This is a genomic window from Viridibacillus sp. FSL H8-0110 (genome assembly GCF_038003565.1).
Classification (GTDB): Bacteria; Bacillota; Bacilli; order Bacillales_A; family Planococcaceae; genus Viridibacillus; species Viridibacillus arenosi.
In genome coordinates this window covers 2,270,064-2,294,562 of sequence record NZ_JBBOPJ010000001.1, presented here as the reverse complement: position 1 = coordinate 2,294,562, position 24,499 = coordinate 2,270,064, and the positions used below count along the sequence as shown (strand labels likewise).

The following is a 24,499-nucleotide window of genomic DNA, read 5'->3' as shown; positions in this document are numbered from 1 at the left end:
TTATAGCCAAAAAGCGCGGTTATAACTAAATTGTTAAGAATTGAAGCCAAAATCTATAATTGTAAAGATTTTGGCTTCTTAATGTAAAAAAGATCTGGGAGCACCTACTCCCAGATCAATGTTTCTCTATATTAATCAATATATTTATTCACAAATCCCCAGACTGTATTCCAATACTTCTCAGGATCTACTTTTTCAGCTTCTCCATGACCTGCCCCTGGAATAATTAATTTTCCTTTTTCAACATTAGCTGCGTTATATACTTCATCTAGCATTTCGTAAGGGACAAATGTATCTTTATCGCCATGGATAAATAGCATAGGTGTTTTACTCTTCGCCACTTGTTTGACTGCAGAGGCTTCAGTTAAATCATACCCTGCACGAATTTTCGTTATAGTGTTAGCCGCGTTCATAACAGGGAACTTAGGTAAATTAAACAAGTCATCAAGCTGGTATGTAAATACATCTATAACAGATGAATAACCACAATCTTCAACAATTACTTTGACATTTGAAGGTAATTTTTCGCCAGAGGTCATCATGACAGTGGCCCCTCCCATGGAAATTCCGAATAAGACAATTTCAGCTTTTGGATCTTTATCAGTAATTGTCTTGATCCATAAAAGCATGTCTTTTCGATCATCCCATCCCATGCCGATGTAATCTCCATCGCTTTCTCCGTGTCCACGAAGATCTGGTGCTATCACATTGTATCCTTTTTCATAAAAATTACGTATCCATCGAACCATCAGCGTGTTATTCGAAGTATATCCATGATCGATAATGACCCATTTATGATCTGTATTGTTGTTTTCATATAAATGACCTTTTAATGTTAATTTATCTGAAGAAACAATACTTGTTGTAATAGGTGGATGTTCTTTGGAAAAGGCAACATCCGCTAATTCACTTGTTTTTGCTACTTCTGCTGAAACAGCTTTTGATTTAGCTAAATGTGGATTACCTGTTAAAAATTCTTTTTCCGTATTAGCATTTAAAGCAAAATTGTAAAAATAATTTCCTACTAAGCCATAAGCAATGACTAATATAACGATAATTACTGAAGAAATAATACTGAATTTTTTCATAAGACACTTCCTTTATACTGAACTATTAATATTTTAATAGTTCAAAGTATAGCATATGTAGTAATTTGAAATAGTTTTGTTACCATAGCATTTTATAAGTTGCCTAAGTGTTGTTTTACTTCAATAAGAAGTCTCCATAAATTAATGATTGAATTTTAAGACACTTCTCTTTATAATAAATGCAAGTAACATTTTACCACAATTGTATAACAGAACTCGTAGATAAGGATTAGTACTTAAGGAATGCGCGGATAGAGAGTCGGGTTAGGTGGAAACCGATACGTAGCAACTGATGGAATGGACCTTTGAGTGACTGCTTGAAAGTTGAGTATGGCAGTTCGATTGGCGAATCGTTATATCGCTTATAGTGGTAGCGTTTTTTGCTGCAATTGAGGTGGTACCGCGGAATTTCCGCCCTCCATAGAGAATAGTCTCTATGGGGGGCTTTTTGTGTTACTTGAGATGAGCTGAGAAAAGGAGTTTGAGCAAATGACAGTTAAGACGAGAGAGTATGAGATGGTAACACTTCAAGGGGATATGATGACACCGATATCCATTTATCAAGCAGTAAGAGGTCGAAAGAAAATGCTTTTTGAATCGTCTGCTAAGCACCAAGAAAGTGGTCGATATTCATTTATCGCCTTGAATCCAATCGCAGAGTTAAAAAGTACGGAAAATGGTACGATAATTTTGAAAAAAGTGCAGCAGAGTGAATTACAACGTTCTCCAATTGATGTTTTAAAAGAAATGCTACCATTAAATCAGGAAGACTATCCGTTTGCCTTCTTTGGTGGAGCAATAGGCTATATCGGTTATGAAACTGCCTTTTATTTTGAAAAAATCGGTAATTCTTTGCCAGATGAGCTAGACATGCCGAATATGCATATGCTTTTTTACGATTCATTTATTATTTATGATCATTTACAACAAACTGTATCAATTGTTGCGATTGATTTGTTTAATAGTGGTCGTAGTCCTGAAGAAATGAAGGCAAGTATTCAAGAGATTGTGACAAGCCTACAAATGACAACTGTGTCACAACCTGAAGTGGAAGGAGATACTTTAGAATTTAAATCATCAATGGATGAAGTGTCGTTTTGTGATATGGTCAAAACCGCTCAGGAACATATAAAGCAAGGTGATATATTCCAAGTCGTACTTTCACAACGTTTTTCATCGCCATTTTCAGGAAATCCATTTTCTTTATATAGAAAATTACGTACATCTAACCCTTCACCTTATATGTTTTATATGGATTTTGAAGACTATATCATTTTAGGTACTTCACCTGAAAGTCTAGTAAAGGTTAAAAATAGACTTGTTACCACAAATCCGATTGCCGGAACGCGTCCTCGTGGTAAAACGGCTATAGAAGACACTGAACTTGCCAAAAGTTTACTTGAAGATGAAAAGGAAATTGCTGAACATCGTATGTTAGTCGATCTCGGACGCAATGATATCGGTAAACTATCCAAAATTGGCTCAGTGAAGCTACCAAAATATATGGATATTGAATACTACAAATATGTCATGCACATTGTTTCTGAAGTGACTGGCGAGTTAAAAGACGATATTCATGTGTTAGATGTACTAGCAACCTGCTTGCCCGCAGGCACTGTGTCAGGTGCACCTAAAATTCGTGCAATGCAAATTATCAATGAGTTAGAAACGACAAAACGTGGTGTATATGCCGGGGCAGTAGGCTATATCTCAATTTCCGGTGATATGGATATGGCCCTAGCTATTCGTACAATGGTTGTTCGAAACGGTCAAGCACATGTGCAAGCAGGTGCTGGTATTGTCTATAACTCAATTGCAGATAGCGAATACGAGGAGACGCTTAATAAAGCAAAAGCGCTTTTGGAGGTGCGAAAATGATCCTATTAATCGATAATTATGACTCATTCACATACAATCTTTATCAACAAGTGAGTGCATTAGGGAAAGATGTTCAAGTCGTGCGAAATGATGCGCTGACTATAGACGATATCCGTCATATGCGACCAGAGGCTATTATCATTTCACCTGGACCTGGTACGCCATCTGAAGCGGGTATTTCTGTACAGATTGTACAAGAGCTTTATAAAGAGTTTCCCATTCTCGGTATTTGCCTAGGTCACCAATCGATTGCAGAAGCCTTTGGTGCAAAGATCGTGCAGGCACAAAATATCATGCATGGTAAATTATCTTTAGTTGATTACGAGCAAGCTGGCCTATTCTCAGCGCTTAATGGCCCGCTCTCTGTTATGAGGTATCATTCACTAGTGATCGAGCCTAAAACGTTATCACAAGCCTTTAAAGTAACTGCGACAGCTACTGATGATAACGAGATAATGGCTATTCAACACAAAATATATCCAGTCTTTGGCCTGCAATTTCATCCCGAATCCATCGGTACGCCTGAAGGGGATAGTATGATCCATTCGTTTATTGAATCCTATTGTACCGTTTATAATGATTAACTAATCATAAAATAAGCCCAATTCTCTTATTAATAATACTGAGAGGATTGGGCTTTCATTTCTTTCTTTTTGTATTCTTTGAATCGAAACCTTCAATTTTTATTTCACCAAATGACATAAAAAATTTATAAATACCTAAAAGTTGGAATAAAGTGATGAGATGGGGGGATTTGATGAAAGGAAATAAGAGCGTTTTTGTTATATCTCTAGTTATTATTATTGGATTCGTTTTTTGTTATATCTTCTTTAGTGGAGTAGGTAAAGCTTCTTTCAAAAATGAATTTTGGGAAAAAGCAGATGTTGGAGTTATAAGTCAAATAGAACTTATTAGAGGATCGGATAGTAAGCAAATACTCTATACTAAAGAACAAGACATAAATGTATTTGTATCTACCATTTCCGAAGCAGAAATAAAAAAAGTAAAAGAAAGTTCTATCAAAATAGATGAATCTTACTGGATTACTATATGGATAGCTGGGGATAGAAAATTTGGATTACGAATTGAAAATAATCAGGTTTTTTCTGTTTTTAATTATGAGGGTAGTGAAAATAATGCTAACCTTTACGAATTTAAAGATAAATCTATTTATAAATACATTGAAAATCTATTTTAAACAGACAAAAATCCCTAGAAAGTTGGTAATAAAAAAATATTATATTTGTTATTATTCAACCTTCAGCAGTGCGATATCGATTAAGCTATCCTTTTTACTGGATAATTCTTTTTTATAAAATAATGCTATATCCAATAAAAAGTAATTAGTTGTTTGTATTTTCAATATTATTGCGTATAATAATTGGAAAAGGAGGGCTGGAGTTGGAAATCTCAGAATATATTGAAAATGTTGATGAAAACAGGCGTGAGGCGTTTCGAAAACTCTTCGAAACGGTGCAAGAAAATTTACCACCAGGTTTTGAATTGGTCATGCAGTATTCGATGCCGAACTTCGTAGTACCGAAGTCAATATATCCGAATGGCTATCACTGCAGTCCTGATGAACCGCTACCATTCATAGGTGTAGCAGCTCAAAAGCAACACCTTTCTCTGTATCATATGGGGATCTATTCTAAACCGGAGTTACTTGACTGGTTTGTTACTGAATACCCGAAACATATGACTACTAAGCTCAATATGGGTAAGAGTTGCATACGGTTTTCGAATGCCAAGAATATACCATATGCGTTAATTGCTGAGCTCGTCAGTAAAATGACAGTAGATGAATGGATAGAATTGTACGAGAAGCAACTTAAAAAAGCATAGAAGGGGTGTTTTGAATGCAGACACGTATCGAAGAAATTGATGGGCTTGTTGTGAAAGGTTTGAGTATTCATCAAGGAAAAACGTCAGATATTCCCGAGAAGTGGGAGGAACTTGCGAATGTCCTTGAAGGCTATAGCGTATCGCAGGACGTATCATATGGTGTTTGTATTCAAATGAATGAAGACGGTTTAGATTACGTCGCAGGTATTGACGATCATCTTCTACCAGATGAAATTACAGCAGTGACTGTTAAGATTCCTGAAGGTCGATACTTAGTCGGTAAAGTTGCTGGTGGAATCGGCCAGATTCAAGATACATTCCGAAAATTATTCAGTAATCAGGAAGTTACACATCGTCCATCTATGAGTTTTGAGAAATATATCGGCCAAGATTTACACGATATAGAAGTTTGGGTGCCAATCGTTTAAAAGTCCGGCGTAGAGTATTATACTCTACGCTTTTTTAATTGATTTCGTATATATATCAAAAGCTTTATTTATAAAATTAATGTACAATAAGCTCGAGGTGAAGAGTTTGTATTATTTAAGGTTAGTTTTACTGTATTTGTTTTTAGCGGTAATTGGTTTCGTACTTGCATGGTTTAATGCTCCTACATGGGTCATAGTTGTCGTCTTTATAATTGCTGTGGCTGCCGTGATTTATAATAATGTACTTGTTATGTACTTATCTAAAGATGCGAAGAAAATTGAACGAGCGATGCGTAATCAACGTAGAAATCCACTTTTCGCACATGTTCTTGCAGTAAAAGAAGGCACGTTAGAGGATGAAATGAAAGAGATAGATCGTATCATTGCGAAATATAAGCAGCCAGATCTCCGTAATAGCTTTGAATTTTTACGTAGCTATCGACTAGGGCAATATGAAAATGCGATTAAGTTTGCTAAGGAAATTAAAAGAGAACCTAATAGAAGCTACCATTTAGCACTTGCTGACGTTTTACAAAAAAATTATAAGAAAGCACGCACTTATAGTTTTGACCAAGCATGGATGACACATGCTGTAGAAGCAGAAATTGCACTGCAATTGAAAAATCTAGAAAATTATAAAAAGCATATGCAATTAGCAATAGATGAATCAAAGGGAATGCAGCTTGTATTAAATCAAGCAACATTTGAAAAAGAGCTAAAAGCATTTAATGTCGGCGGAAAAAAATAATATTTGTACAATTGAATTTTAATGAAGCAGGGGTAGCCGCCCTGCTTTTTTATTTTTCTTAAATGGATTAATCTATTTATATTTTAATAGTTTTAATTTTCTGATAAAGTATAAGGGATAGTACATAAAGGAGAGAATATGATGGTGAAACTAGAACAATCGATAGATGTTTCAAAACATAATGATGTACAACTAGCGAATAGTACAATTGCACTTGGACCGGTGAAGATGAATGTGTTTAGTTTTGCAGTAGATGGCATATTGATTGATACAGGAGCACAATCTTTGCTTCCATCATTTCGTTCTTTTTTCGAGCAAGCTGATTTTGAACAAGTGATGCTTACGCATTTCCATGAGGATCATATTGGTTGTGCAGCTTGGATAAAAGAACAGAGAGATATCCCTTTCTATATTCATAAAGACTCTGTCGAGCGCTGTAGTAAAGAATATATCTATCCAAAGTATCGTCAGTACTTTTGGGGACAAAGCGAGCCATTTCAAGCCCAAGCAATCGGAGAGACGTTCCAATCAAAAAATGCGACTTGGGATGTAATTAATACACCTGGTCATACTCAAGATCATTTAGCGTTCCTAAACAAGGAAACTGGTGCATTGTTTACTGGTGATTTGTTTATTCAGGAAAAAACGAAAGTAATTTTAGCAGAAGAAAATATCGTCGATACTCTACAATCCTTACGGAAATTATTAACCTATGATTTTAAAGATATGTATTGCTGCCACGCAGGATATATAGAAGATGGCCATAAGGAAATAAAAAACAAGATTGACCATTTAGAAGTGTTACAGTCGCAAATTATTAATTTGCATAAGAAAGGTATGTCTGTAGAGGAAATAACTGCTCAACTATTCCCAAGAGTTTATCCAATAGTTGAAACATCTGAAGGTGAATGGTCTGCCATTCATATTGTTAAGGGTTTTGTGGAAGGAAGCAGGTAAAGTTAAGAAAATAAGAAGCACAGATTAATGTGCTTCTTATTTTTAATTATACTATTTTTCAGCATGAATAGGAGATACTCCTTCTTCTTCTGGTGTTAAACCAGAAGTAGAAATCCAGGATCCAGTTTGTTTTATTTGATTTTTAGTAATTTGATATTTATAAGTTACGAAGCGCTCATTATCAAATCTAACATGTAGATACGCATCTGGTTTTATGCGGTACGCATCTGTATCAGTAATTTCCCAAGACTCTCCTACATATTTTACTTTTAAATATATGTTTAAATTCTCAATAGCTTTTTCTGTTTGATGTTGAACAATAAAAGGTCGCGATACATAAAAACCAATTGTAATTATAAGAATCAAACAAGCTAAACCCCAAGTAAATCTCCTCCACCACTTAGGTAATAAAAGAGCTAATAATCCAATAACTGAAATAATTACAAAGATAAAAGTCAATTCAATAATTGTTACCGGCATCAAATGAATCCACCACCTTTAGCGACTAATACTTTTTTAATAATTCAATAGATATAGCTATATTCCCTTCAAGTACTTATAATACAAAAAACCACAATTTTCTATTTGCATTAGAAAATTGCGGTTTATATTTTCATAGGAATGTATTAAGAACTATTATTTTTACTTTTTTTCTAGTCAACTTATATAACAATTCTTTTACTCAAAAAATGCCTCACTAAATGAACTGATTGAGGGAATGATAATCCTAGTTGCCAGATGCCTATACCTTTAATTTTGTAATCTACAACCATTTGAAGTTTACGTGCACGAGATCTTGAATCCTCAAACCAAACAATATGTCGATTACCTAATGCGTCCCAATACTCAAAGTGAGCTTGCTGATATTGAGTGGAGTATTGAATAGGTACTTGATAAGACATTGCGGTATTTACAGCATCACCTACTGCAATGGCTCGAGCACTTATGACAGAACCATCTTCAGCCATTGTCCAATCATATCCGTAATTTGGAACACCTAAAATGATTCTATTGGCATTCATATGATTTTTAGCATATTGAATTGTTTGTCGTACCTCATTTACTGGTGCCACCGGTCCTGGTTCACCACCTCCATGATGAAAATCATAGGCCATCAGAAAGACGAAATCAGCTGCAGCACCAATCCCTTTATAATCATAACCTTTTGTCCATGGCGTAGTATCATCTGTCTTAGCAGGTAATGCAACAGACGTAGTATAACCTTCTGGACTTAAACGATTTCTCACCATGCGGATAAAAGTCACATAATCAGCTGCATCGTAATCTTTAAGCAATTCAAAATCAATATTGACCCCAGCAAAATTATTGTCTTTTACTACGTTATAAATATTATTTACTGCTTGCTGTCTTATAGTCGGATTACTAATAATACTTCTTGCTACTTCTGAACTAAAACCTGTTTCAGTTAAATTTGATATGACAGCAATTGGCGCTACTTGTTTTTGCCGACTTAATGTATTAATGCTGTGTAGATACAATGGACTTAGTGTACCGTCATTTGAAATATGATATTCAAAAACACCATAATAAGAATTGCTATCTGCAAATTGATTTATCAACTCTATATCTCTTGCTGGTGTAGTAGGAGTTAAATAGCTGAAATTGGCTGCTCTATATTTGGTTCTAGGTGGCAAATATAAACGCATTCCCAATGATAAATTATTCGTGTGTAAACCATTATATAGCTTAATCGTTTCAACTGGCACTAAAGCCATTTGACCAATTTTATATAAGGAATCTCCAGGCTGAACAATATACACATTTGTAGGAATTAGCAAATCTTGCCCCGGGACTATATTTGGTATTTGCAAACCATTTGTAATTCTTATACTATCCATATTTACTTGATATTTTGATGCAATGGAAAATAAAGAATCTCCCGCTTTCACAACATATATAAACAATGAGTCACCTCTGTTTAACTATATTTAACCCTTTATAATATGCGTGTACTCAATAATGTGTTATGTAAATAATTTGTTTAATTTTGGTAATAAATTGTGTAGAATAATTAATAATATAAAAATTAATGGGGAACTTTAAAAGACAGGAGAATGTGATGGTATTACTGATTGTTGGTAATGAGCGTCAGCAGCAAATAACAATTGCTTTAGAACAGTATAAAATGGTGGATTCAGACGTTATAGGATGAGCAAATTTCATTTTAATAATCCTTTGTATTCACTAAAATAGAATAAAAAATTACCAATTAACGATACGTATTATTATTAGTAAGTAAGCTATACTATTTACGATTTCACTTATAAATCCACCATGACTAGGAGGCGGAACACGATGAGTAGGCCGGAACACTTAGATCCAAAATCTCAACAAATCCACCACAACTGGGCAAGGGATAAGCGTCAAAAATCTCAAGTGAATGGACAAACAGAGGTAACTCTGCATAACAAACTTTTGAGAACTTCAGCGAAATCACGACAGTCACAGTTATAACGATCATGAAGGTATAAGTGCAATCAAACCCGGAATTTAATTTCCGGGTTTTTTGTGTTTATATGTGATTTATTCTTTTCCAGCGGTTTAATCAAGCTAATAGCAACTAGGCGTTATTCCTTTTCTTATAGGCCAGTGACACACTTCGAGGGCAAAGTACATATCATTTGTATGAAGAGGTGGTGAAGAATGAGGGACGATAAAATGAATAAAAATCACAATCCTGTCGAAGTCGAACAACAGGAATGGAAGAAAAGACAATTGAAAGAACGTATGAAGCAGATGCTTACAATCGCTTCACCTATTTTTCTCTTGCTGTTATGGGAGTTCCTTTCCCAAACCAACTTGCTTGATGCACGTTTCTTTCCACCGCCATCTGAAATCGTAAGTACATTTTATTCCATGGCAATGAGTGGTGAGCTAGCTAACCATATTGGCATATCCCTTTACCGCATTATTGTGGGTTTCCTACTTGGGGTTATACCAGGCGTTGTCATTGGTCTATTGATGGGTCTGTATTCACCAATTAGGCACTTCATCTCACCTATTGTAATGGCGCTTATGCCAATTCCTACTCTCGCCTTGTTACCCATTATCATTATCCTATTTGGAATCGGAGACTTCTCTAAAGTTGTAACGATTGCTGGTAGTGTATTTTTCCCAGTTGTCATCAATACAACGGCAGGAGTCATTAATATTGACTCCATCTATTTAGATGTCGCCAAAAATTACGGAGCTAGCTCTAAGGACTTTTTCTTGAAAATTGCATTCCCTGGGGCGCTACCGGTCATGATGGAAGGGATTCAAATGGGTCAGGCAATTGCTCTCTTAACGATCGTGGCAGCTGAAATGATGGGCGCTACATCAGGTATAGGCTATTTAATTTGGACCTCTTATAAAGCCTTTATGCTAAAAGAGATGTTCGTTGGGCTTATACTCATTTCATTTTTCGGCTACTTATTTTCACTTTTGCTAAGGGCGATACAGAATAAGATTTTATCTTGGAGGTGAAGCAGTGGAAGACAACACTAAAATTTCAATTCAAGATATGACGAAAGTATTTTACAAGAAAAATAGTAGTGTCACTGCTTTGGATCATATTTCTCTCAATATTTCAGAAGGTGAATTTGTATGTCTCGTTGGTCCAAGTGGTTGCGGTAAAACAACGTTGCTACGTATTTTAGCCGGTCTCGAAACAACGAGTGTTGGTGAATTTAAGATTGTGGAGAGTGAAGAAAATCGACCTCTGCAATCGATGGTTTTCCAAGAAAGAGGCGTTATTCCTTGGCTCTCCGTGGAAGATAATGTTGCATTCGGTCTGAAAATGAGACATCTACCAGCTGAATTGATCAAAGAGCGTACATCTTACTATTTAGAAAAAGTTGGCCTAGAAAAGTTTTCAACACTTTATCCAAAGGAACTTTCTGGAGGTATGAAGCAACGTGTAAGTATTGCACGTGCATTTGCCAATGATCCTGAAATCTTACTGATGGATGAACCATTTGCAGCACTTGATGAGCAAAATAAATTTATATTACAAGAAGAACTCTTATCTATTTGGGAAGAAACAAAGAAAACAGTGCTATTTATAACGCATAGTATTGATGAAGCGTTGCTACTAAGCGATCGAATTCTTTTAATGAGTTCGCAACCTGGTAGAATTGTGAAAGAGATTAAAAATGATTTACCAAGACCTAGAAATATAGAGCAAATAAGAGCGGACCAACGTACAGCAGGTCATTTTTTAGACATTTGGAAGCATCTGCAAGATGAAGTGCAAAAATCAAGAAAGTAGTTAGTAAAAGGGGGCATGACATGCGAAAATGGTTAAAGTTAGGTTTATTTATACCATTCCTAATCCTTGCAATGTTCGTTGCGGGGTGTTCGGATAAACAAACAGGAAATAAGGGAACTACAGGAACGAAAGACAATAACGAAATAAGTAAAGACAATCCGTCAAGCGATTTGGCTGCTTTAAGTAAAAAAACGAAAGTTGTTATTGCCGAGGACGGAGCGGCATCAGGGGCAGGTTTTTATATCGCTAAAGAGAAAGGTTACTTCGAGGATTATAATATTGAGGTAGAATTTGCTCAATTTGCAAATAGTGATGACATGTTACCTGCACTTGCAGCGGGTGAAGTAGATATTGCAGGAGGAATATCAACAGCCTCTTTCTTTAATGCAATTGCACAGGGAATTGACGTTAAAATTATTGCAGATAAAGGGCATAACGTACAAGGGAAATCCTATTTCTCATTTGTAATTGGTAACCATATGAAAGGTAAAATTAATGACTACTCAGATTTCAAAGGAAAAAAGATTGCCGTCTCTGCAAAGAACGCGATTGATGGCTATATCTATCAAAGAATGCTAGAACATGCAGGATTGACTGATAAGGATGTTAAATTCACACTAATGAATGACTTCGGTAGCATGCTTGGTGCCCTCGACAACGGCTCAATTGATGCTGCACTTAGTATTGAACCATTAATCGCTCAAGGCATCGAAAAAGGCATACTAACACGTTTTGGAGATACAACAGATTTTGCGCCAGATTCTCAAATCGCATTAGTATTAGCATCTCCTAAATTTATGACAGAAGAGCAAGACGTTTCGCTTCGCTTTATGTTGGCTTATTTAAAAGGGGTACGTGACTATAATGATGCGTTCATCAAAGGTGAGGGCAAAGAGCAAATCATCGACATCATGACAAAACATACAGCATTAAAAGATGCGAAGCTATGGGAAAAAGTATTTGTAACTGGCCTTGATCCAGATGGTAAAATGCGTATTGATGACATTCATGCGCAATATGATATGTATAAAGCAAATGGTGCAACACAAGGGGAGTTCGACTTCGACAAAGCAATTGACACTTCACTCACAGAAAAAGCCGTCAAAATCCTTGGCGAATACTGATTTACTCGTGCCTGATTTGTTTTAATTGCAACGATTCCCGCCTATAATACGAATTTAACGTTCTATGGGCGTCTATATAAATTAAAGTCGCTTTCACCGCAACAAGGGGAAAGCGACTTTTTATCTTAGACGGCCATTTATATCATTGTCTAACTGTTTTTCACCAATAAAGTCACTTAAACAGCTATTAACTTTTTAGCTAACTTTATGTTTTCCTTTAGATAAATTGGTATTTCTGAGTTATGTAAAATCTCCTCTGTCGACATCCAATAAACATCGTCTACCTCATCTATACACTTAGCATATGCTTCTCCAGACTCGTGATCGCATTGAAAAACAATGTCTATTACGTTTAATCCTGATTCCGTAACAAAAAAAGAACTATTCACATATCTAAGATTTGAAACCTCAATACCAACTTCTTCAAAGATTTCTCTTTTTAATGTTTTCTCTAATACATCAGTTTATGTATTATCTAGTTCAACTTTACCACCAACTAGAGAAAGTAAGCCGCCAGCATGTTCTTCCTTTTTGCTGCGTCTTATTAAAAGCCATTTTTCATTTTTGTAAATTGCACCTTCAACATTTACGATAAACATAAACTTCCCTCCAAATTAAGAGTTATTTTAATATTCTCTCTCACTAAAAGCTTTTCCTTTAAAGTTTATGAATACATAAGTTAAACCCTTGTTAATCTATGAATCTTGCGGTTAACTCAAAATAAATACTTTTTCTCTCCGCACATATGTAACGTCGTCATAAGTGTTAGAAAACAGAGGTAACGAATTAGTACCAATAATTTATAGATAAAAAGAAACCATCTAATCTCTTTGGTGTATATTTAGGGCAGGGACTCACTTGGTAATATATAATTTCTAGACGCTTTTTTGTAATGAATTTATCTTTCAGCATTTATTTCTTTCAGAAAAAATGCCCTTTTTGGCTACTAAGAACAAATGTTCTACACACGTAAAAAGGGCATTTTTCTCATTAAAACAATGTAATTTAACCTTATATAGTGTAAAAATACATTATCTATACAGAGTATCATCCATTTTTTTGAATAAATCTCCGTGTAGTAATAAGAACCTGACTATTGCATATAAGAACACTTGTTTGTATACTAGGGGAAAGGGCACTTTTTATTAAAAATAAGCTAGGAGTTGGTGTTTTTTATGTGGAAAATATCAAATGGGAAATTGATTCAAGCAACAGATATAGCCCGAGTTAAATTTCGCACGAATATAAGTGCTGCGGTTTTGGAAAAACTAAAAGTAATGGCTGATGATTATGATACTCATATCAATTACTTGTTGGAATCAGGTGTACAAGCAGTATTAAATCAAAATACAATCGTCTATGATAAAGCAACCCGTCCGACAGATCGAGTACAGTATAAGACAACATACGATGCTGATCTTTTAGAAGCTTTGAAGGTTTTTGCGAAACAACATCAAGTATATATAAACGATGTCATTGAATATAGCGTACAATACATAGATCTAAAAGATGTGAAAAACACGAGTTACAAACATAGAGTAGAGTGATGAAAATCCACTTTTACTCTTAATCACAAAACGCCCCGAACATAATATACATTATAGGAAGTTGCGTTTCAGTTCATAAGTATACTTGAAACAGTGAGATATTTTTGAAATTTATGGTGAAATGGCGTTTTGTTGATGTTCATTAAATTCATACATAGATCCATTTAAACTATCCAGTTATACATTTTACGCATTCGGTTGATCAAGTAACTCATTCACAAGCATTTAACATACTGAGGCATTCTGGATCACTTTAGTTCTATCAGCAAGAATATCCAGAACATCATTAGATTTCCAATATGCTCCTTTCTAATCTACTTAAGATTTTTCAGAAAGTTTTATCCAACTAATACTTTTAAAATATTCTATAAGTACACCACAAGGTAAAGTTATTTCTAATAAAGATTAACAACACCTAACAATAATATTATTTATTTTAAATAGGATAAAACATCTCATTATCCATATCTCTGTACTTTTAAGGCCCGCTAGGACATTCATAACCATGTTAAATTTTAAAACACAGCACTTCCCTACCCTTTTAATTAAACCCCTTTAAAAACGCTCATAAAGCCTTTTTTGGCATTTGATAAATTAATCTGGTCTTTTTGCGACTCAATGGATAGTAAAGTCACTAACTTTTCTAAATTACAATGTTTTTTTGTCATTGTTGTGGTCTTTCTAAAAAGGCTGTGAATCAGAACCTTTTGACAATATAAGGCGTTGGATAATTAACCTTTTTGGACCTTCAAATGCAAAGTGTTAGTACTAATATAAACTCAAACACAAATAACCCCCGTCCTAATTAAAGACGGGGTTATTTTAAACTATTTAATTTTTGAGGTAATTACTTCACTGCACTTAAATATAATAATAATTTCGTTAAAATTTCATGCCCATTTGTTAAAAAAGAGTCAGGGGTAACAGTGAAAGCAATCAGAAAATCATGCATTAAGAAAAGTTTTTACCTTAGCTAAGTAGACTGGTAAATTATCATCATGGACAAAGTGACCGGCATCTTCTATCGTCACCAATTCGCAATTCGGGATTAATTTAGAAACTTCGAGTAATTTGTTTTGAGGAATATGGCTGGATCCACCGCCTATTATAAGAGTAGGTTGGTTAATATCCGCAAGGCGCGCCCACCATTCGGGGTTTGGTTCATTAAGTTGTTTTAGAATAGAAGGCACAACTAGCCAATCAAACGGTAGGTGCTTAGTTGGGTTAGAGGGAATCTCGATCTGCTTATCCGGAAAAGGAGGAGGAGTATCTTCAACAATCAACTTTTCTATTCTTGTTGGGAAATTCTCTGAGAAAAGATAGGATACTGTTCCCCCCATGGAATGACCTAGTAGCGTAAAACGTTCTAAATTCAAAGCATTCGCAAAATGAAGCAAGTCCTCGCACATCAGTTCAAAAGTGTATGTACTCGTTCTCGCACTCCCACCGTGCCCACGTTGATCTAAAGCTAAAATGCGGTAATTCTCTCCTAATACTGCAGCAACTTGATCCCAAGATTCTGAACTTTTTCCCAGCGCATGAAGTGCTACAAGCGGCGGTGCAGAAGGTTCCCCACTCTCACGATATTGAAAAGTAAGTCCATTTAATTCAATTTGATTCACCTGTATTTCCAATTTCATCATCTCCTAGGGTGTTTTTCGTCTGTTGAAAACAGATATATTTTTTATTATCTATACATCTATATTTCAGAGGTTGTTTGAATATTTCCTTTTGGTTTTGTATTTCCAAAAAAATGTCGTCCAGCCGAAACTGATAGGTTTTCTATTTAGTTAGCAAGTATAAAACGGATTAATCCTAATATTGCATAGCAAAACAGTACTATACCCGCTCCGATGCCGGTTATAGCGCTATTGGCTACTTTAAGCTTTTTAGAGAGAAATATTGAGATGATTGAGATTGCTATGAGTAAAGTTGCTAAGAGATATAAACTGGCGTCTTCGAAGATACTTTTTAACCCGATAAAATGTATGCCGACGATAAAGGCAACCCAAGGAGCCACGTAGTCTTTTCTTTTATTTTTAATCAATAAGAAAGCGCCGAACCCTGCTACGAAGAATTCGGCATACAAGAAGATTAAGTAACTCTTGTATGCTCCCGCTTCCGACAATGCGCTTGGTTGATGCCAATTTGTCACGCTTAAAAATATGCCTCCTAATCCAACTAAAAGCGAGAATACAGAAGCAATTCCTAAAAACTTTCTCCAGCTTTCTCTCGGTTTTTCCTGTGCCCAGCCAAACCAGCTTGATCCAAACACACCGAAAATCGCCATGTACATTGCGTAGTCTCTAACAAAATCTATGTGATTTCCCCCTCTTTTTTTACAATTTGAGAATCTTCAACGTCTTAAAGAAAAATGTGCTTGTTAATTTATACAGTTTTTTTAATGGCGATATGACCTTTTTCTACAAGTACTTATGTATCTTTAGAATTTATTCGTTATGGAATAAAATATAAAAATCCCGTATTCCACAAAGGATACGGGATTTTAATACATAGGTTCTATTTTAATAAAAGATGACCTTTAAACGTTTGTTTAATTTCGCTTAGCTCATTTGCATCAGGGTAATAGTACCATACCCCTGCTTCTTTTCCTCCACTACCTTTTTCAAATTGAATTTGCTCTATATTTTTATTCAATGATTTATATTGTTTCTGAATATTTAACATTTCTTTCAATGTGAAATTCGTTTTAATATTATCTCCTAAATTACCAAGAATATCATCTATTTTTAATAGCGATGATAGATTTGTTCCTTTATCTAAAACTGCTTGAATAAGTTGTTTTTGTCTAATTTGACGACCAAAGTCTCCACGAGGATCTTCATATCGGATACGAGAGAATATTAGCGCTTCTTTACCATTCAGCTCTATCTCGCCTTTTGGGAAGTGATAGTTTTTGTAGGTCAAATCCATATCATTTACAACTGTGACACCATTCAGCGTATCAATTATATCTTTAAAGCCTTCCATGTTTACTTTCACATAATAATCAATTGGTATATCTAAGAAGTTTTCGACTGTTGCAATGGCCATTTCTGCTCCGCCACGAGCATAAGCATGATTAATTTTTTCTACTGTTCCGTTCCCTACAATTTCAGTCTTTGTATCTCGAGGAATACTTAACATTTTCACAGATTCTTCTTTTGGATTTACTGATAATACGATCATTGTATCTGATCTACCTGAATCGTTAGCTCTCTCATCTACACCTAACAATAATACAGAGAAAGGATCTTGTTTTTTTATAGATATATCATTTTCTCTCTTATCTGTTTTATCTACAGGATGATGCATATTATCAAGAGCGGAATTGAAAGAATTATATAAGCTAAATGCGTAGCCACCTACCCCTAATACTAATAACAGTACAATACCAAGTATAATTTGATATTTCTTCTGTTTATACCACTTTTTCTCTTCCATAATCATTCACCTAATCTTTCTGATATATAGTAACTACTTTATTGTTGGAATCACCGTTAGATTTCATAATTTTTATAAAAAGCGTAAAATCTAATACTTATAACGAAAGAATTGTTTAAATGGTTGCCAAGGAATATTATAAAAATTTTTCTTGAAACGTCAATAAAAAAGAGCTGCTCCAGCAACTCAATATTAAAATCATTAAATAATTACATTTTCAGGAATTCATTTATTTCTTTAATAGCTTTCGAAGTTTGAGCATGAATTAACCAATCAGATTTGACCATCTCTTTGTTTGTCGTAACTATTTCTACAATATCCATATCATTTAGTACTTTATAAACGGGGCGACGCTTACCATTTACTATTGCAGCAGACATACACCTAGCTAATTGTGAATTTAATGAAAAAGCGAAATCAATAATAGTTGAGCCTTTTGGTAAAGAGATCACATCCATTTTTGGTGTATACACTGTAATTACCCTTTGAAGCAATTCGAAAGCTATTAAATCATAAAATTCGATTGGCGAATTTGAGATAGATTTTACTGTGTGTATAGAGTCCCCTAACAAATTTCTACTTAAATTCGTTATTTCACTACTTGATAAACCACTCTTTAATAAGGCAAATACCCCAGTATCATTTAGATTTTTATCATACTCACTCTGAATGATGAAGTTTACTTCGATATTGTCGATAAGTACTTTGGTCTTTAAATGTTTTAAAAATGGACTTTTCACTATTGCAATATTATCCATTAATTGATCCTCTATTGGTGTATATAGATTATGTATTATACCAAGTGCAGTATAACAATGCAGCGGTAAATTTGTAATTACTTTTATGGAGAATAAATCAGATATGGCATGTTCTTCTAGTAAAAGACAATAAGATCTATATAACGGTTCTTTACCCCAATCCAAATCAATAACTAGAGAATTACCTTCCTTTTGTAATTTATCAGAGCATATTAAAAAAATATCATTAAATTTTTTAGCGTAGTTGTTTATTAACTTTTGAACTGTATTAGACTTGGGTGGGTTCAAATAACTGAATGATAATGCCTCTAACTCGTCTTGAATTTTGTATAACCCTAGTCGCTCAGCAAGTGGCGCAAAAAAGATTATTGTTTCATTTGCATAAGGGATTTTCTTTTCAACTTTTTTTATTGAAAGAGTCCTCATGTTATGCAATCGATCTGCAATTTTAATAACTGCTACTCTAATATCAATAATAGAAGCAGTTAGCAGTTTTTCTGTATTGACTGCACTGTACTCTTCTTTTTCAAGTAGACCTTTCTCAACTTTGGTCAATCCTTCTACGATTGTAGAAACTTGTTTACCAAAGTTAAGTTGAATTTCATGAATAGAAATATCCGTATCTTCCACTACATCATGTAGTAATGCTGAAATTAAAGAGGTTATATCCGCCTTATACTCTAACAGTATTTCGCAAACAGCTAAGGGATGAGTGATGTACGGCTCTCCCGTAGCCCTCTTTTGTCCATGATGTGCTTTCTCAGCAAAAATAATAGCTTTTTCTAATAGCTCTATTTCACTTTGTGTAAGATAATTGCTCTTTTGAATTAAACGCGCTTTTAAAGCATTTATCATGAAATCCCCACCGTTTTTTAGATAATTATAACATTTAGGGCTGATTTTCCAATAAAAGTATTGGTAATTAGTTTTATATAGACAACTATTGATGAAGCAATTTCTTATTAATTTCTATGTCAATACATGCTCTATTTCAAAAGATACAAGCCCACTAGTCGTCCACCTTCTATAAAACATTCAATAGCATAAACGTTTCTATTTACTGTAAGCAGCCTGAAACAACCTGAAAGAAGTTAATAATTAAAGAGACGTGTAATACCTTGCGGGTTTTATTTTCGGTAATTTTAAAATAATTTCATAAAACTAAATCAATGAACCCAAACACTCTTTCAATCTTGACATAGAATGAACTATCAGATGTATAGGAGGTGTACAATATGGGAAATGACAATGGCGGGTACGAAGGTGGTCGTAATAATGGATCAGGCTTCGCGTTACTTATCGTTCTATTTATTCTTTTAATTATCATTGGCGCAAGTTTCATGAACTGCGGTGGTTACGGTGGCGGTGGCGGTGGCTACTGTTAAGGTAGCTATTATGGACACTGTTGGATAAAAATCATAATCCACCAGAAAAGACAGGTTTTTTTAACCTGTCTTTTCTAATGTTTACAAAATGAAGGAAGTAGGTACTTAACTGAAGGCTGCACACCTAGAATTCAAACAAAGAATGTACATAAATGACAGTAGTTGGGTTGCGTTTATACTTTTTCCATTAAGGGTAAAGAACTAAGGAGCATAATTATTTAAGGAGGAATTGACATGCAAAACAACTTAAGTCAAAAGATTGTAGTTGTCTATGGTACTCAGGCGGTATTAACTAAAATTGAAGAATTACGCTCAGGAGGTATTATAAGCAACAATATTCACATTTTCACTAAGGATAGTAGTAAATTTGCGAATTTAAAATGGGATTCGGACATTAAAAGACATCCTACAGGCAATTGGGTTGACCAGTTTAAGTCATGGTTTTCTGATGACTCCGCTATTGAAGAAGGTTTAAAGAAATTGAAATTAACGGATGAAGAAAATGCACATTACACACGAATTTTAGAAGCTGGCGGAACCATATTAGTTACTGGTCAAGATCCATTTAATGATTTAGGGCAATCAGATAAAATAATTGATGAGAAAGGTGCAATGATAGACGAGCCCATTCACCATGATGAACAAATGATTGACCGAGAGGACTCTTTAGACAGACGTGAGCGAATTGTGGAGATTGAATCAATGCGTCGATTGTATTAACATTAGTTTAGTAAAAAGTACTGAAATAGATTAGTCAATCTTTTAATTACTACGTAATAATTAAAATACCTTCAAGCTCAGTAAATTTGATGTTTATACTGTGCAAGAAGGTATTTTAATTTGAAAATTTCATTTTAATGAATAATTACTAACCATAAATAAAGACCAAGCAATGTAAGAAATAACGTGGGAATCGTTAATATTATACCTGTCTTAAAATATGTACCCCATGAAATTCTGACTTCATTTAAGGATAAAACATGTAACCAAAGTAACGTGGCTAAAGAGCCAATTGGTGTAATTTTTGGTCCTAAATCAGAACCAATAACATTGGCATAAATCAATGCTTCACGTATAACTCCGTCTGTAGTAGTCTCTGAAATAGCTAGTGCGTCAATCATAACTGTAGGTAAATTATTCATTACCGATGACAGAATAGCAGCTAAGAAACCCATACCCATTGTCGCAGCAAATAATCCTTGGTTTGCTGTCCATTGAATAACATCAGACACAACATTTGTTAAACCAACATTTTTTAAACCGTAAACAACTACGTACATACCAATTGAGAAGAAAACGATGTTCCATGGTGCCCCTTTAATAACTGTTCCGGTATTAACGGCTTTACTTCTTCTAGCCATTATTAGAAAGAACAATGCAACAAGGATTGCAATAAATGATACAGGAATACCAATAGCTTCACTTGAAAAGTAACCAATTAGCAGTATTCCTAATACGTACCACGATAAACGAAACATTGTGACATCACGAATTGCATCAACAGGTTTCTTTAATACTGTTGGGTTATAATTCTTCGGAATAACTTTACGGAATAATAAAATCAATACTATAACACTTGCAATAAGTGCAAAGAAATTGGGGATAATCATTCGTGATGCATACTCAGAGAAACTAATATTGAAAAAGTCCGCCGATACTATATTTACCAAATTACTTACGACTAAGGGCAAAGAGGTTGTATCAGCAATAAATCCACTTGCTATTATAAACGGAAATACTTTTTTACCGTCAAACTGTAGGTTTCGAACCATAGCCAATACAATGGGAGTTAGAATAAGGGCTGCACCATCATTTGCAAAAAATGCTGCTACTAATGCTCCTAGAACAGTGACATAGATAAACATTCTAAGACCATTTCCTTTTGCTGCCCTAGCCATATGAAGTGCAGACCATTCAAAGAAACCTATTTCATCTTATATGAGTGAAATAATGATAATTGCTATAAAAGTTAACGTCGCATTCCAAACGATCGATGTAACATCTAATACATCAGTAAAATCCACTACTCCTAAAATTAATGCAATGATGGCTCCACCACATGCAGACCACCCTATAGACAATCCTTTTGGCTGCCAAATGACTAGTACAAGTGTTACTAAAAAAATCAAAGACGCTAATATTGCCAATTTCTATGTCCAACCTTCCATTTTCAACAAGAAATTCATAAGACCTGTATTTCTAATTGTAATAATTTATTGTCCTGACTATAAATGTTGTCTATCAAGCTCTACTCGAATGGATTACACAAGTTTATGCTTCGTAATCCTCTTCTTACTTCTATAACTATATCAACATATATTAATAAGTGAAAGAGCCTCGTTTTGATAAGACTAACAAAACAGGCTCTTTCTTATTTTTATTTTAATTTGTGCTATTTAATCGGATTTTCGCATTTTTTAGCATCCCGAAAGCTAGCCCCATCATTAAACCAATACCCGTGATAATAAAGAATAATAATCCAATACTCTCTTTTAGAACGACCATTTGTAAAATAACCCCTACTAACGCACCTAATGTTAAACCGATGAACATAAATGCTGCGTAATATAGCCCTATTGCTTCCTCAATATTTGGTTCGAGATATTGCATCCATTTAGCATTTCTATCTAGCATAGGATTGTCTGGATTTTCAACTGCAAACGATGCCTTAGCTTTTTCAAATGCATCTGCTTCAGAAATGCCTTCTTCTATCATTAAATCTTGAATATAATCGTCCATATAACTCATTAACTCTTCTTGTGCTTCATTATTCTTTTGTGAAGACCATTTAAATTTAGCAGCAGTCTTCTTCGCCTCCCCTAATGTTTGATTCGCTTGAATCGCAAGTTCTTCAAAGTATGTAAGCTCTTTACTATCACTTACACTTAGCTTGGTATTCTGCTTCACGAATTGATTGATTTTGTTTTTCGTTTCTTTACTTAGTGTCATGTTACTCGACTCCTTCCAAAAATTGATCCATTAATTGTTTCATGAAAAGCCATTCCGCTTTTTTATGGGTTAAATACTCTTTTCCTGTATTCGAGAGATGATAGTACTTTCTTCTAGCCGCTGCACTTCCTTCTTGCCAATAACTCGTTACATAGCCATTTTTCTCTAAACGTTTAAAAGATAAATACAAAGTTCCTTCTTTTATTTCGAATGAATTCTTGCTTTGTTTTTTAACTTCTTTACTCAGATCATAACCATACATATCGTCATGGTAAAGCAAGCTTAAAATGATTGTGTCTATATAACCTCGTAATATCTCCTTATCAATTTCCACGTAATTCTCTCCTTCAACAATACCTTGCTTTGTTAGGTACAAACAGATTATAAAACATTCATACCTTATAAAGCAATGTATAAATTAAAGTAAGGTATAAAAAGTTCCTTCTTTTAAGATTGAAACAATGCTCCATAATGGTTCAATAGGCAAAAAAAAACGTTTATAAAGCGTTAATCTACGCTGTACAAACGTACAAACGGTTTTTTTATGTGAAATTGAAAAAAATGATAATTTCCAAAACAAAGGGATTATCTGCATTTTTCTAGAAATTAAAAATATACTTGCACTAAAGTGAGGAGTGAAGGTATTATCATTAAACTCAAAAGAAGTTTACCTTATATAGTGAATGTGTTTTTTACGATGATCTATTATTTCTTATTACTGTTATTGTATCTTCAAGATGTGATCAGTGGAGTTTCTTTTGTCGTTATTTTATTGCTTAGCTTAATCATTTTATCGATTGCGCTTATTGTGTATCGGAAAAAATGTGCTATCAAACGAAAAGTCGTGTTAATTACATTGTTGATGGCCCTACTATTTTGTTACGAAATACCTCTGATATTTTATGATGCATACACACATGCTGCATACAGATATACAGATCCTTTAGAAGTATACGAAGGTTCAGGAATCTATTTAATAGGGGTAAATCGAGTTGATTTCCAATTTACTGAAAACAAAAACGCTGTTATAGACCTTTTAAAAGAACAACAAATAGACTATCTGGATATTACTAAAATCACCAATTCGGACCGGTACGGAAGTAAGAACCGACAATTATTGAAGTGGTTCCATCTTGGGAAAGATAGCGTAGAACAAATGAGAGAAAACGTGAATCATTTTTTAGGACAAGAGCATGGAAGGATTAACAAATTTTTAAATAACGATCATATTGATGGAAGTAGCGCTGGGTTAGGTTTAGCGTTAACAGGACTTATTGTGAGGGGCGATTTGCAAAATGACTTAAAGATTGCTGTTACAGGGGCAATTAGCGAAACGGGAGACGTATTAGCCATAGGGATTTTAAAAGAAAAAATGCAAATTGCTGAAAAATCCGGTTTTTCATTGATGATCGTTCCAAGTGCAAATAGAAAAGAAGCTTTGGAAATTCAGCAGAAACAAAATTTAAACATGCAAATTCTTGATGTGGCACATGTAGAAGAAGCAGTTCGACTGATTAATGAATTGAACGATACAAGTAATGAACAAAATAAATAAGGAATTCTATATTGCTGCTTATAAACAATACAGGATGCTTAAGTGTCTATCTACAATAGAGAAGTTGAGAAACATTCGACTTGATTAGCAAGACGAATCTATAAAACTAATTCAAATGATGCACCTTAGTTTCTTTTATGTAAACATGCTACTCATGGTTGAATGTCTAATAAAATCCAGTTTAATAGGGGCAAAACTACTATCAAAATTAATATGATTATTATCCAAATTACTGTATTTCTTTTCATTCCATTATCACCTCTTAAATAATTTGTACCTATCCTCTAATTATTCTATCTATAAACTGTATAACATTTACATAATAGTCCAATTAAGCTATGATAAGTACTATTATGTAATTAGAAAGAAGGTGTAAAATGGGAGTTATTGGGATTATAATTATTTGCGCGATTTTTGCTGTATTTGAAGCTGTACGAAGATTAAATAATAATGTTCTAGAGCAAACAGAAGAAATAAAAAAAATAGGTGACGAACTAAAAGAACTTCGTAAACGGCTGTAGCA

Annotated in this window: 25 protein-coding genes, 2 pseudogenes and 1 other annotated feature; of the genes and pseudogenes, 16 read left to right on the top strand and 11 right to left on the bottom strand. The window is 34.3% G+C overall.

Features of this window, described 5'->3' with window-relative positions; all coding sequences use genetic code 11:
• Positions 1-131: 131 nt before the first annotated feature.
• Positions 132-1,088, bottom strand: coding sequence for an alpha/beta hydrolase (locus tag MHH98_RS11485; RefSeq protein ID WP_038181650.1), 957 nt, complete (start codon positions 1,086-1,088; stop codon positions 132-134).
• Positions 1,089-1,298: 210 nt separating this feature from the next.
• Positions 1,299-1,510, top strand: a binding site (T-box leader).
• A gap of 67 nt (positions 1,511-1,577) precedes the next feature.
• Here MHH98_RS11485 and trpE point away from each other — a divergent pair.
• The 7 genes from trpE to MHH98_RS11450 all read left to right on the top strand — a co-directional run bounded on the left by trpE (position 1,578) and on the right by MHH98_RS11450 (position 6,944).
• Complete coding sequence (trpE, locus tag MHH98_RS11480; RefSeq protein ID WP_340712867.1) at positions 1,578-2,966, top strand: anthranilate synthase component I; 1,389 nt, start codon at positions 1,578-1,580, stop codon at positions 2,964-2,966.
• A complete protein-coding gene (locus MHH98_RS11475) occupies positions 2,963-3,550 on the top strand; it encodes an anthranilate synthase component II (protein WP_076035308.1) in 588 nt (195 codons plus the stop codon). The genes trpE and MHH98_RS11475 overlap by 4 nt, the downstream gene beginning before the upstream one ends.
• A gap of 173 nt (positions 3,551-3,723) precedes the next feature.
• On the top strand, positions 3,724-4,164 hold the full coding sequence (locus tag MHH98_RS11470) for a hypothetical protein (RefSeq protein WP_076065043.1): 441 nt from the start codon (positions 3,724-3,726) through the stop codon (positions 4,162-4,164).
• A gap of 203 nt (positions 4,165-4,367) precedes the next feature.
• A complete protein-coding gene (locus MHH98_RS11465) occupies positions 4,368-4,811 on the top strand; it encodes a DUF1801 domain-containing protein (RefSeq protein ID WP_235175690.1) in 444 nt (147 codons plus the stop codon).
• A 14-nt stretch (positions 4,812-4,825) separates the two neighbouring features.
• Entirely contained in the window at positions 4,826-5,239 is a 414-nt protein-coding gene (locus tag MHH98_RS11460) for a GyrI-like domain-containing protein (protein ID WP_038181659.1), read from the top strand.
• Positions 5,240-5,345: 106 nt separating this feature from the next.
• A complete protein-coding gene (locus tag MHH98_RS11455) occupies positions 5,346-5,987 on the top strand; it encodes a hypothetical protein (protein WP_038181661.1) in 642 nt (213 codons plus the stop codon).
• A gap of 141 nt (positions 5,988-6,128) precedes the next feature.
• Positions 6,129-6,944 (top strand): MBL fold metallo-hydrolase, encoded by an 816-nt coding sequence (locus tag MHH98_RS11450; RefSeq protein ID WP_038181664.1) that lies wholly within the window; start codon positions 6,129-6,131, stop codon positions 6,942-6,944.
• A 51-nt stretch (positions 6,945-6,995) separates the two neighbouring features.
• Here MHH98_RS11450 and MHH98_RS11445 read toward each other — a convergent pair whose 3' ends face one another.
• Positions 6,996-7,424 (bottom strand): hypothetical protein, encoded by a 429-nt coding sequence (locus tag MHH98_RS11445; RefSeq protein WP_340712865.1) that lies wholly within the window; start codon positions 7,422-7,424, stop codon positions 6,996-6,998.
• Positions 7,425-7,606: 182 nt separating this feature from the next.
• Positions 7,607-8,869: a glycosyl hydrolase family 18 protein gene (locus MHH98_RS11440; protein ID WP_076035311.1), complete on the bottom strand. Its 1,263-nt coding sequence runs from the start codon at positions 8,867-8,869 to the stop codon at positions 7,607-7,609.
• A gap of 391 nt (positions 8,870-9,260) precedes the next feature.
• On the opposite strand from MHH98_RS11440, the gene MHH98_RS11435 reads away from it, so the two are divergent.
• From MHH98_RS11435 to MHH98_RS11420, 4 genes are all read left to right on the top strand, one after another.
• Positions 9,261-9,419 carry a YpzG family protein gene (locus MHH98_RS11435; protein WP_076035312.1) on the top strand — a complete coding sequence of 53 codons (159 nt, stop codon included), beginning with the start codon at positions 9,261-9,263 and terminating at the stop codon, positions 9,417-9,419.
• A 189-nt stretch (positions 9,420-9,608) separates the two neighbouring features.
• Positions 9,609-10,430 carry an ABC transporter permease gene (locus MHH98_RS11430; protein WP_235175691.1) on the top strand — a complete coding sequence of 274 codons (822 nt, stop codon included), beginning with the start codon at positions 9,609-9,611 and terminating at the stop codon, positions 10,428-10,430.
• 4 nt (positions 10,431-10,434) lie between these two features.
• Positions 10,435-11,214, top strand: coding sequence for an ABC transporter ATP-binding protein (locus tag MHH98_RS11425; protein WP_143691025.1), 780 nt, complete (start codon positions 10,435-10,437; stop codon positions 11,212-11,214).
• Positions 11,215-11,234: 20 nt separating this feature from the next.
• Positions 11,235-12,338, top strand: a complete 1,104-nt coding sequence (locus tag MHH98_RS11420) for an ABC transporter substrate-binding protein (protein WP_076065041.1) — start codon at positions 11,235-11,237, stop codon at positions 12,336-12,338.
• A 176-nt stretch (positions 12,339-12,514) separates the two neighbouring features.
• On the opposite strand, the pseudogene MHH98_RS11415 reads toward MHH98_RS11420, so the two are convergent.
• Positions 12,515-12,937 (bottom strand): annotated as a pseudogene (locus MHH98_RS11415) (NUDIX hydrolase).
• Between the two features lie 576 nt (positions 12,938-13,513).
• Between MHH98_RS11415 and MHH98_RS11410 the strand changes: the two are divergent.
• Entirely contained in the window at positions 13,514-13,885 is a 372-nt protein-coding gene (locus tag MHH98_RS11410; protein ID WP_038181682.1) for a hypothetical protein, read from the top strand.
• A 944-nt stretch (positions 13,886-14,829) separates the two neighbouring features.
• Here the strand turns inward: MHH98_RS11410 and MHH98_RS11405 are convergent.
• The 4 genes from MHH98_RS11405 to MHH98_RS11390 form a co-directional block, all read right to left on the bottom strand.
• The gene (locus tag MHH98_RS11405; RefSeq protein WP_083669551.1) at positions 14,830-15,519 is read right to left on the bottom strand and encodes an alpha/beta fold hydrolase; all 690 of its coding nucleotides are present in this window, start codon (positions 15,517-15,519) and stop codon (positions 14,830-14,832) included.
• Between the two features lie 152 nt (positions 15,520-15,671).
• Entirely contained in the window at positions 15,672-16,181 is a 510-nt protein-coding gene (locus MHH98_RS11400; RefSeq protein ID WP_235175692.1) for a hypothetical protein, read from the bottom strand.
• 224 nt (positions 16,182-16,405) lie between these two features.
• Positions 16,406-17,329 carry an LCP family glycopolymer transferase gene (locus MHH98_RS11395; RefSeq protein WP_143691024.1) on the bottom strand — a complete coding sequence of 308 codons (924 nt, stop codon included), beginning with the start codon at positions 17,327-17,329 and terminating at the stop codon, positions 16,406-16,408.
• Positions 17,330-17,538: 209 nt separating this feature from the next.
• Entirely contained in the window at positions 17,539-18,942 is a 1,404-nt protein-coding gene (locus tag MHH98_RS11390; RefSeq protein WP_076035317.1) for an HD domain-containing protein, read from the bottom strand.
• A gap of 380 nt (positions 18,943-19,322) precedes the next feature.
• On the opposite strand from MHH98_RS11390, the gene MHH98_RS11385 reads away from it, so the two are divergent.
• A complete protein-coding gene (locus MHH98_RS11385; RefSeq protein ID WP_076035318.1) occupies positions 19,323-19,472 on the top strand; it encodes a YjcZ family sporulation protein in 150 nt (49 codons plus the stop codon).
• A 234-nt stretch (positions 19,473-19,706) separates the two neighbouring features.
• Positions 19,707-20,192 (top strand): general stress protein, encoded by a 486-nt coding sequence (locus MHH98_RS11380; protein WP_076035319.1) that lies wholly within the window; start codon positions 19,707-19,709, stop codon positions 20,190-20,192.
• A 134-nt stretch (positions 20,193-20,326) separates the two neighbouring features.
• Here MHH98_RS11380 and MHH98_RS11375 read toward each other — a convergent pair.
• From MHH98_RS11375 to MHH98_RS11365, 3 genes and pseudogenes are all read right to left on the bottom strand, one after another.
• A pseudogene (locus tag MHH98_RS11375) lies at positions 20,327-21,619 on the bottom strand (arsenic transporter).
• Between the two features lie 235 nt (positions 21,620-21,854).
• A complete protein-coding gene (locus MHH98_RS11370) occupies positions 21,855-22,421 on the bottom strand; it encodes a hypothetical protein (RefSeq protein ID WP_076035320.1) in 567 nt (188 codons plus the stop codon).
• Between the two features lies 1 nt (position 22,422).
• Entirely contained in the window at positions 22,423-22,755 is a 333-nt protein-coding gene (locus MHH98_RS11365) for a PadR family transcriptional regulator (RefSeq protein WP_038181702.1), read from the bottom strand.
• A gap of 363 nt (positions 22,756-23,118) precedes the next feature.
• On the opposite strand from MHH98_RS11365, the gene MHH98_RS11360 reads away from it, so the two are divergent.
• The gene (locus tag MHH98_RS11360; protein ID WP_076035321.1) at positions 23,119-23,976 is read left to right on the top strand and encodes a S16 family serine protease; all 858 of its coding nucleotides are present in this window, start codon (positions 23,119-23,121) and stop codon (positions 23,974-23,976) included.
• 377 nt (positions 23,977-24,353) lie between these two features.
• On the top strand, positions 24,354-24,497 hold the full coding sequence (locus MHH98_RS11355) for a hypothetical protein (RefSeq protein WP_164491921.1): 144 nt from the start codon (positions 24,354-24,356) through the stop codon (positions 24,495-24,497).
• Positions 24,498-24,499 lie beyond the last annotated feature (2 nt).

Bases quoted from the DNA above. Each gene is read 5' to 3' on its own strand.
- MHH98_RS11485 (WP_038181650.1), bottom strand. From the start codon at position 1,088: ATGAAAAAATTCAGTATTATTTCTTCAGTAATTATCGTTATATTAGTC.
- trpE (WP_340712867.1), top strand. From the start codon at position 1,578: ATGACAGTTAAGACGAGAGAGTATGAGATGGTAACACTTCAAGGGGAT.
- MHH98_RS11475 (WP_076035308.1), top strand. From the start codon at position 2,963: ATGATCCTATTAATCGATAATTATGACTCATTCACATACAATCTTTAT.
- MHH98_RS11470 (WP_076065043.1), top strand. From the start codon at position 3,724: ATGAAAGGAAATAAGAGCGTTTTTGTTATATCTCTAGTTATTATTATT.
- MHH98_RS11460 (WP_038181659.1), top strand. From the start codon at position 4,826: ATGCAGACACGTATCGAAGAAATTGATGGGCTTGTTGTGAAAGGTTTG.
- MHH98_RS11450 (WP_038181664.1), top strand. From the start codon at position 6,129: ATGGTGAAACTAGAACAATCGATAGATGTTTCAAAACATAATGATGTA.
- MHH98_RS11445 (WP_340712865.1), bottom strand. From the start codon at position 7,424: ATGCCGGTAACAATTATTGAATTGACTTTTATCTTTGTAATTATTTCA.
- MHH98_RS11435 (WP_076035312.1), top strand. From the start codon at position 9,261: ATGAGTAGGCCGGAACACTTAGATCCAAAATCTCAACAAATCCACCAC.
- MHH98_RS11430 (WP_235175691.1), top strand. From the start codon at position 9,609: ATGAGGGACGATAAAATGAATAAAAATCACAATCCTGTCGAAGTCGAA.
- MHH98_RS11420 (WP_076065041.1), top strand. From the start codon at position 11,235: ATGCGAAAATGGTTAAAGTTAGGTTTATTTATACCATTCCTAATCCTT.
- MHH98_RS11410 (WP_038181682.1), top strand. From the start codon at position 13,514: ATGTGGAAAATATCAAATGGGAAATTGATTCAAGCAACAGATATAGCC.
- MHH98_RS11400 (WP_235175692.1), bottom strand. From the start codon at position 16,181: ATGTACATGGCGATTTTCGGTGTGTTTGGATCAAGCTGGTTTGGCTGG.
- MHH98_RS11395 (WP_143691024.1), bottom strand. From the start codon at position 17,329: ATGGAAGAGAAAAAGTGGTATAAACAGAAGAAATATCAAATTATACTT.
- MHH98_RS11390 (WP_076035317.1), bottom strand. From the start codon at position 18,942: ATGATAAATGCTTTAAAAGCGCGTTTAATTCAAAAGAGCAATTATCTT.
- MHH98_RS11385 (WP_076035318.1), top strand. From the start codon at position 19,323: ATGGGAAATGACAATGGCGGGTACGAAGGTGGTCGTAATAATGGATCA.
- MHH98_RS11380 (WP_076035319.1), top strand. From the start codon at position 19,707: ATGCAAAACAACTTAAGTCAAAAGATTGTAGTTGTCTATGGTACTCAG.
- MHH98_RS11370 (WP_076035320.1), bottom strand. From the start codon at position 22,421: ATGACACTAAGTAAAGAAACGAAAAACAAAATCAATCAATTCGTGAAG.
- MHH98_RS11360 (WP_076035321.1), top strand. From the start codon at position 23,119: ATGATCTATTATTTCTTATTACTGTTATTGTATCTTCAAGATGTGATC.
- MHH98_RS11355 (WP_164491921.1), top strand. From the start codon at position 24,354: ATGGGAGTTATTGGGATTATAATTATTTGCGCGATTTTTGCTGTATTT.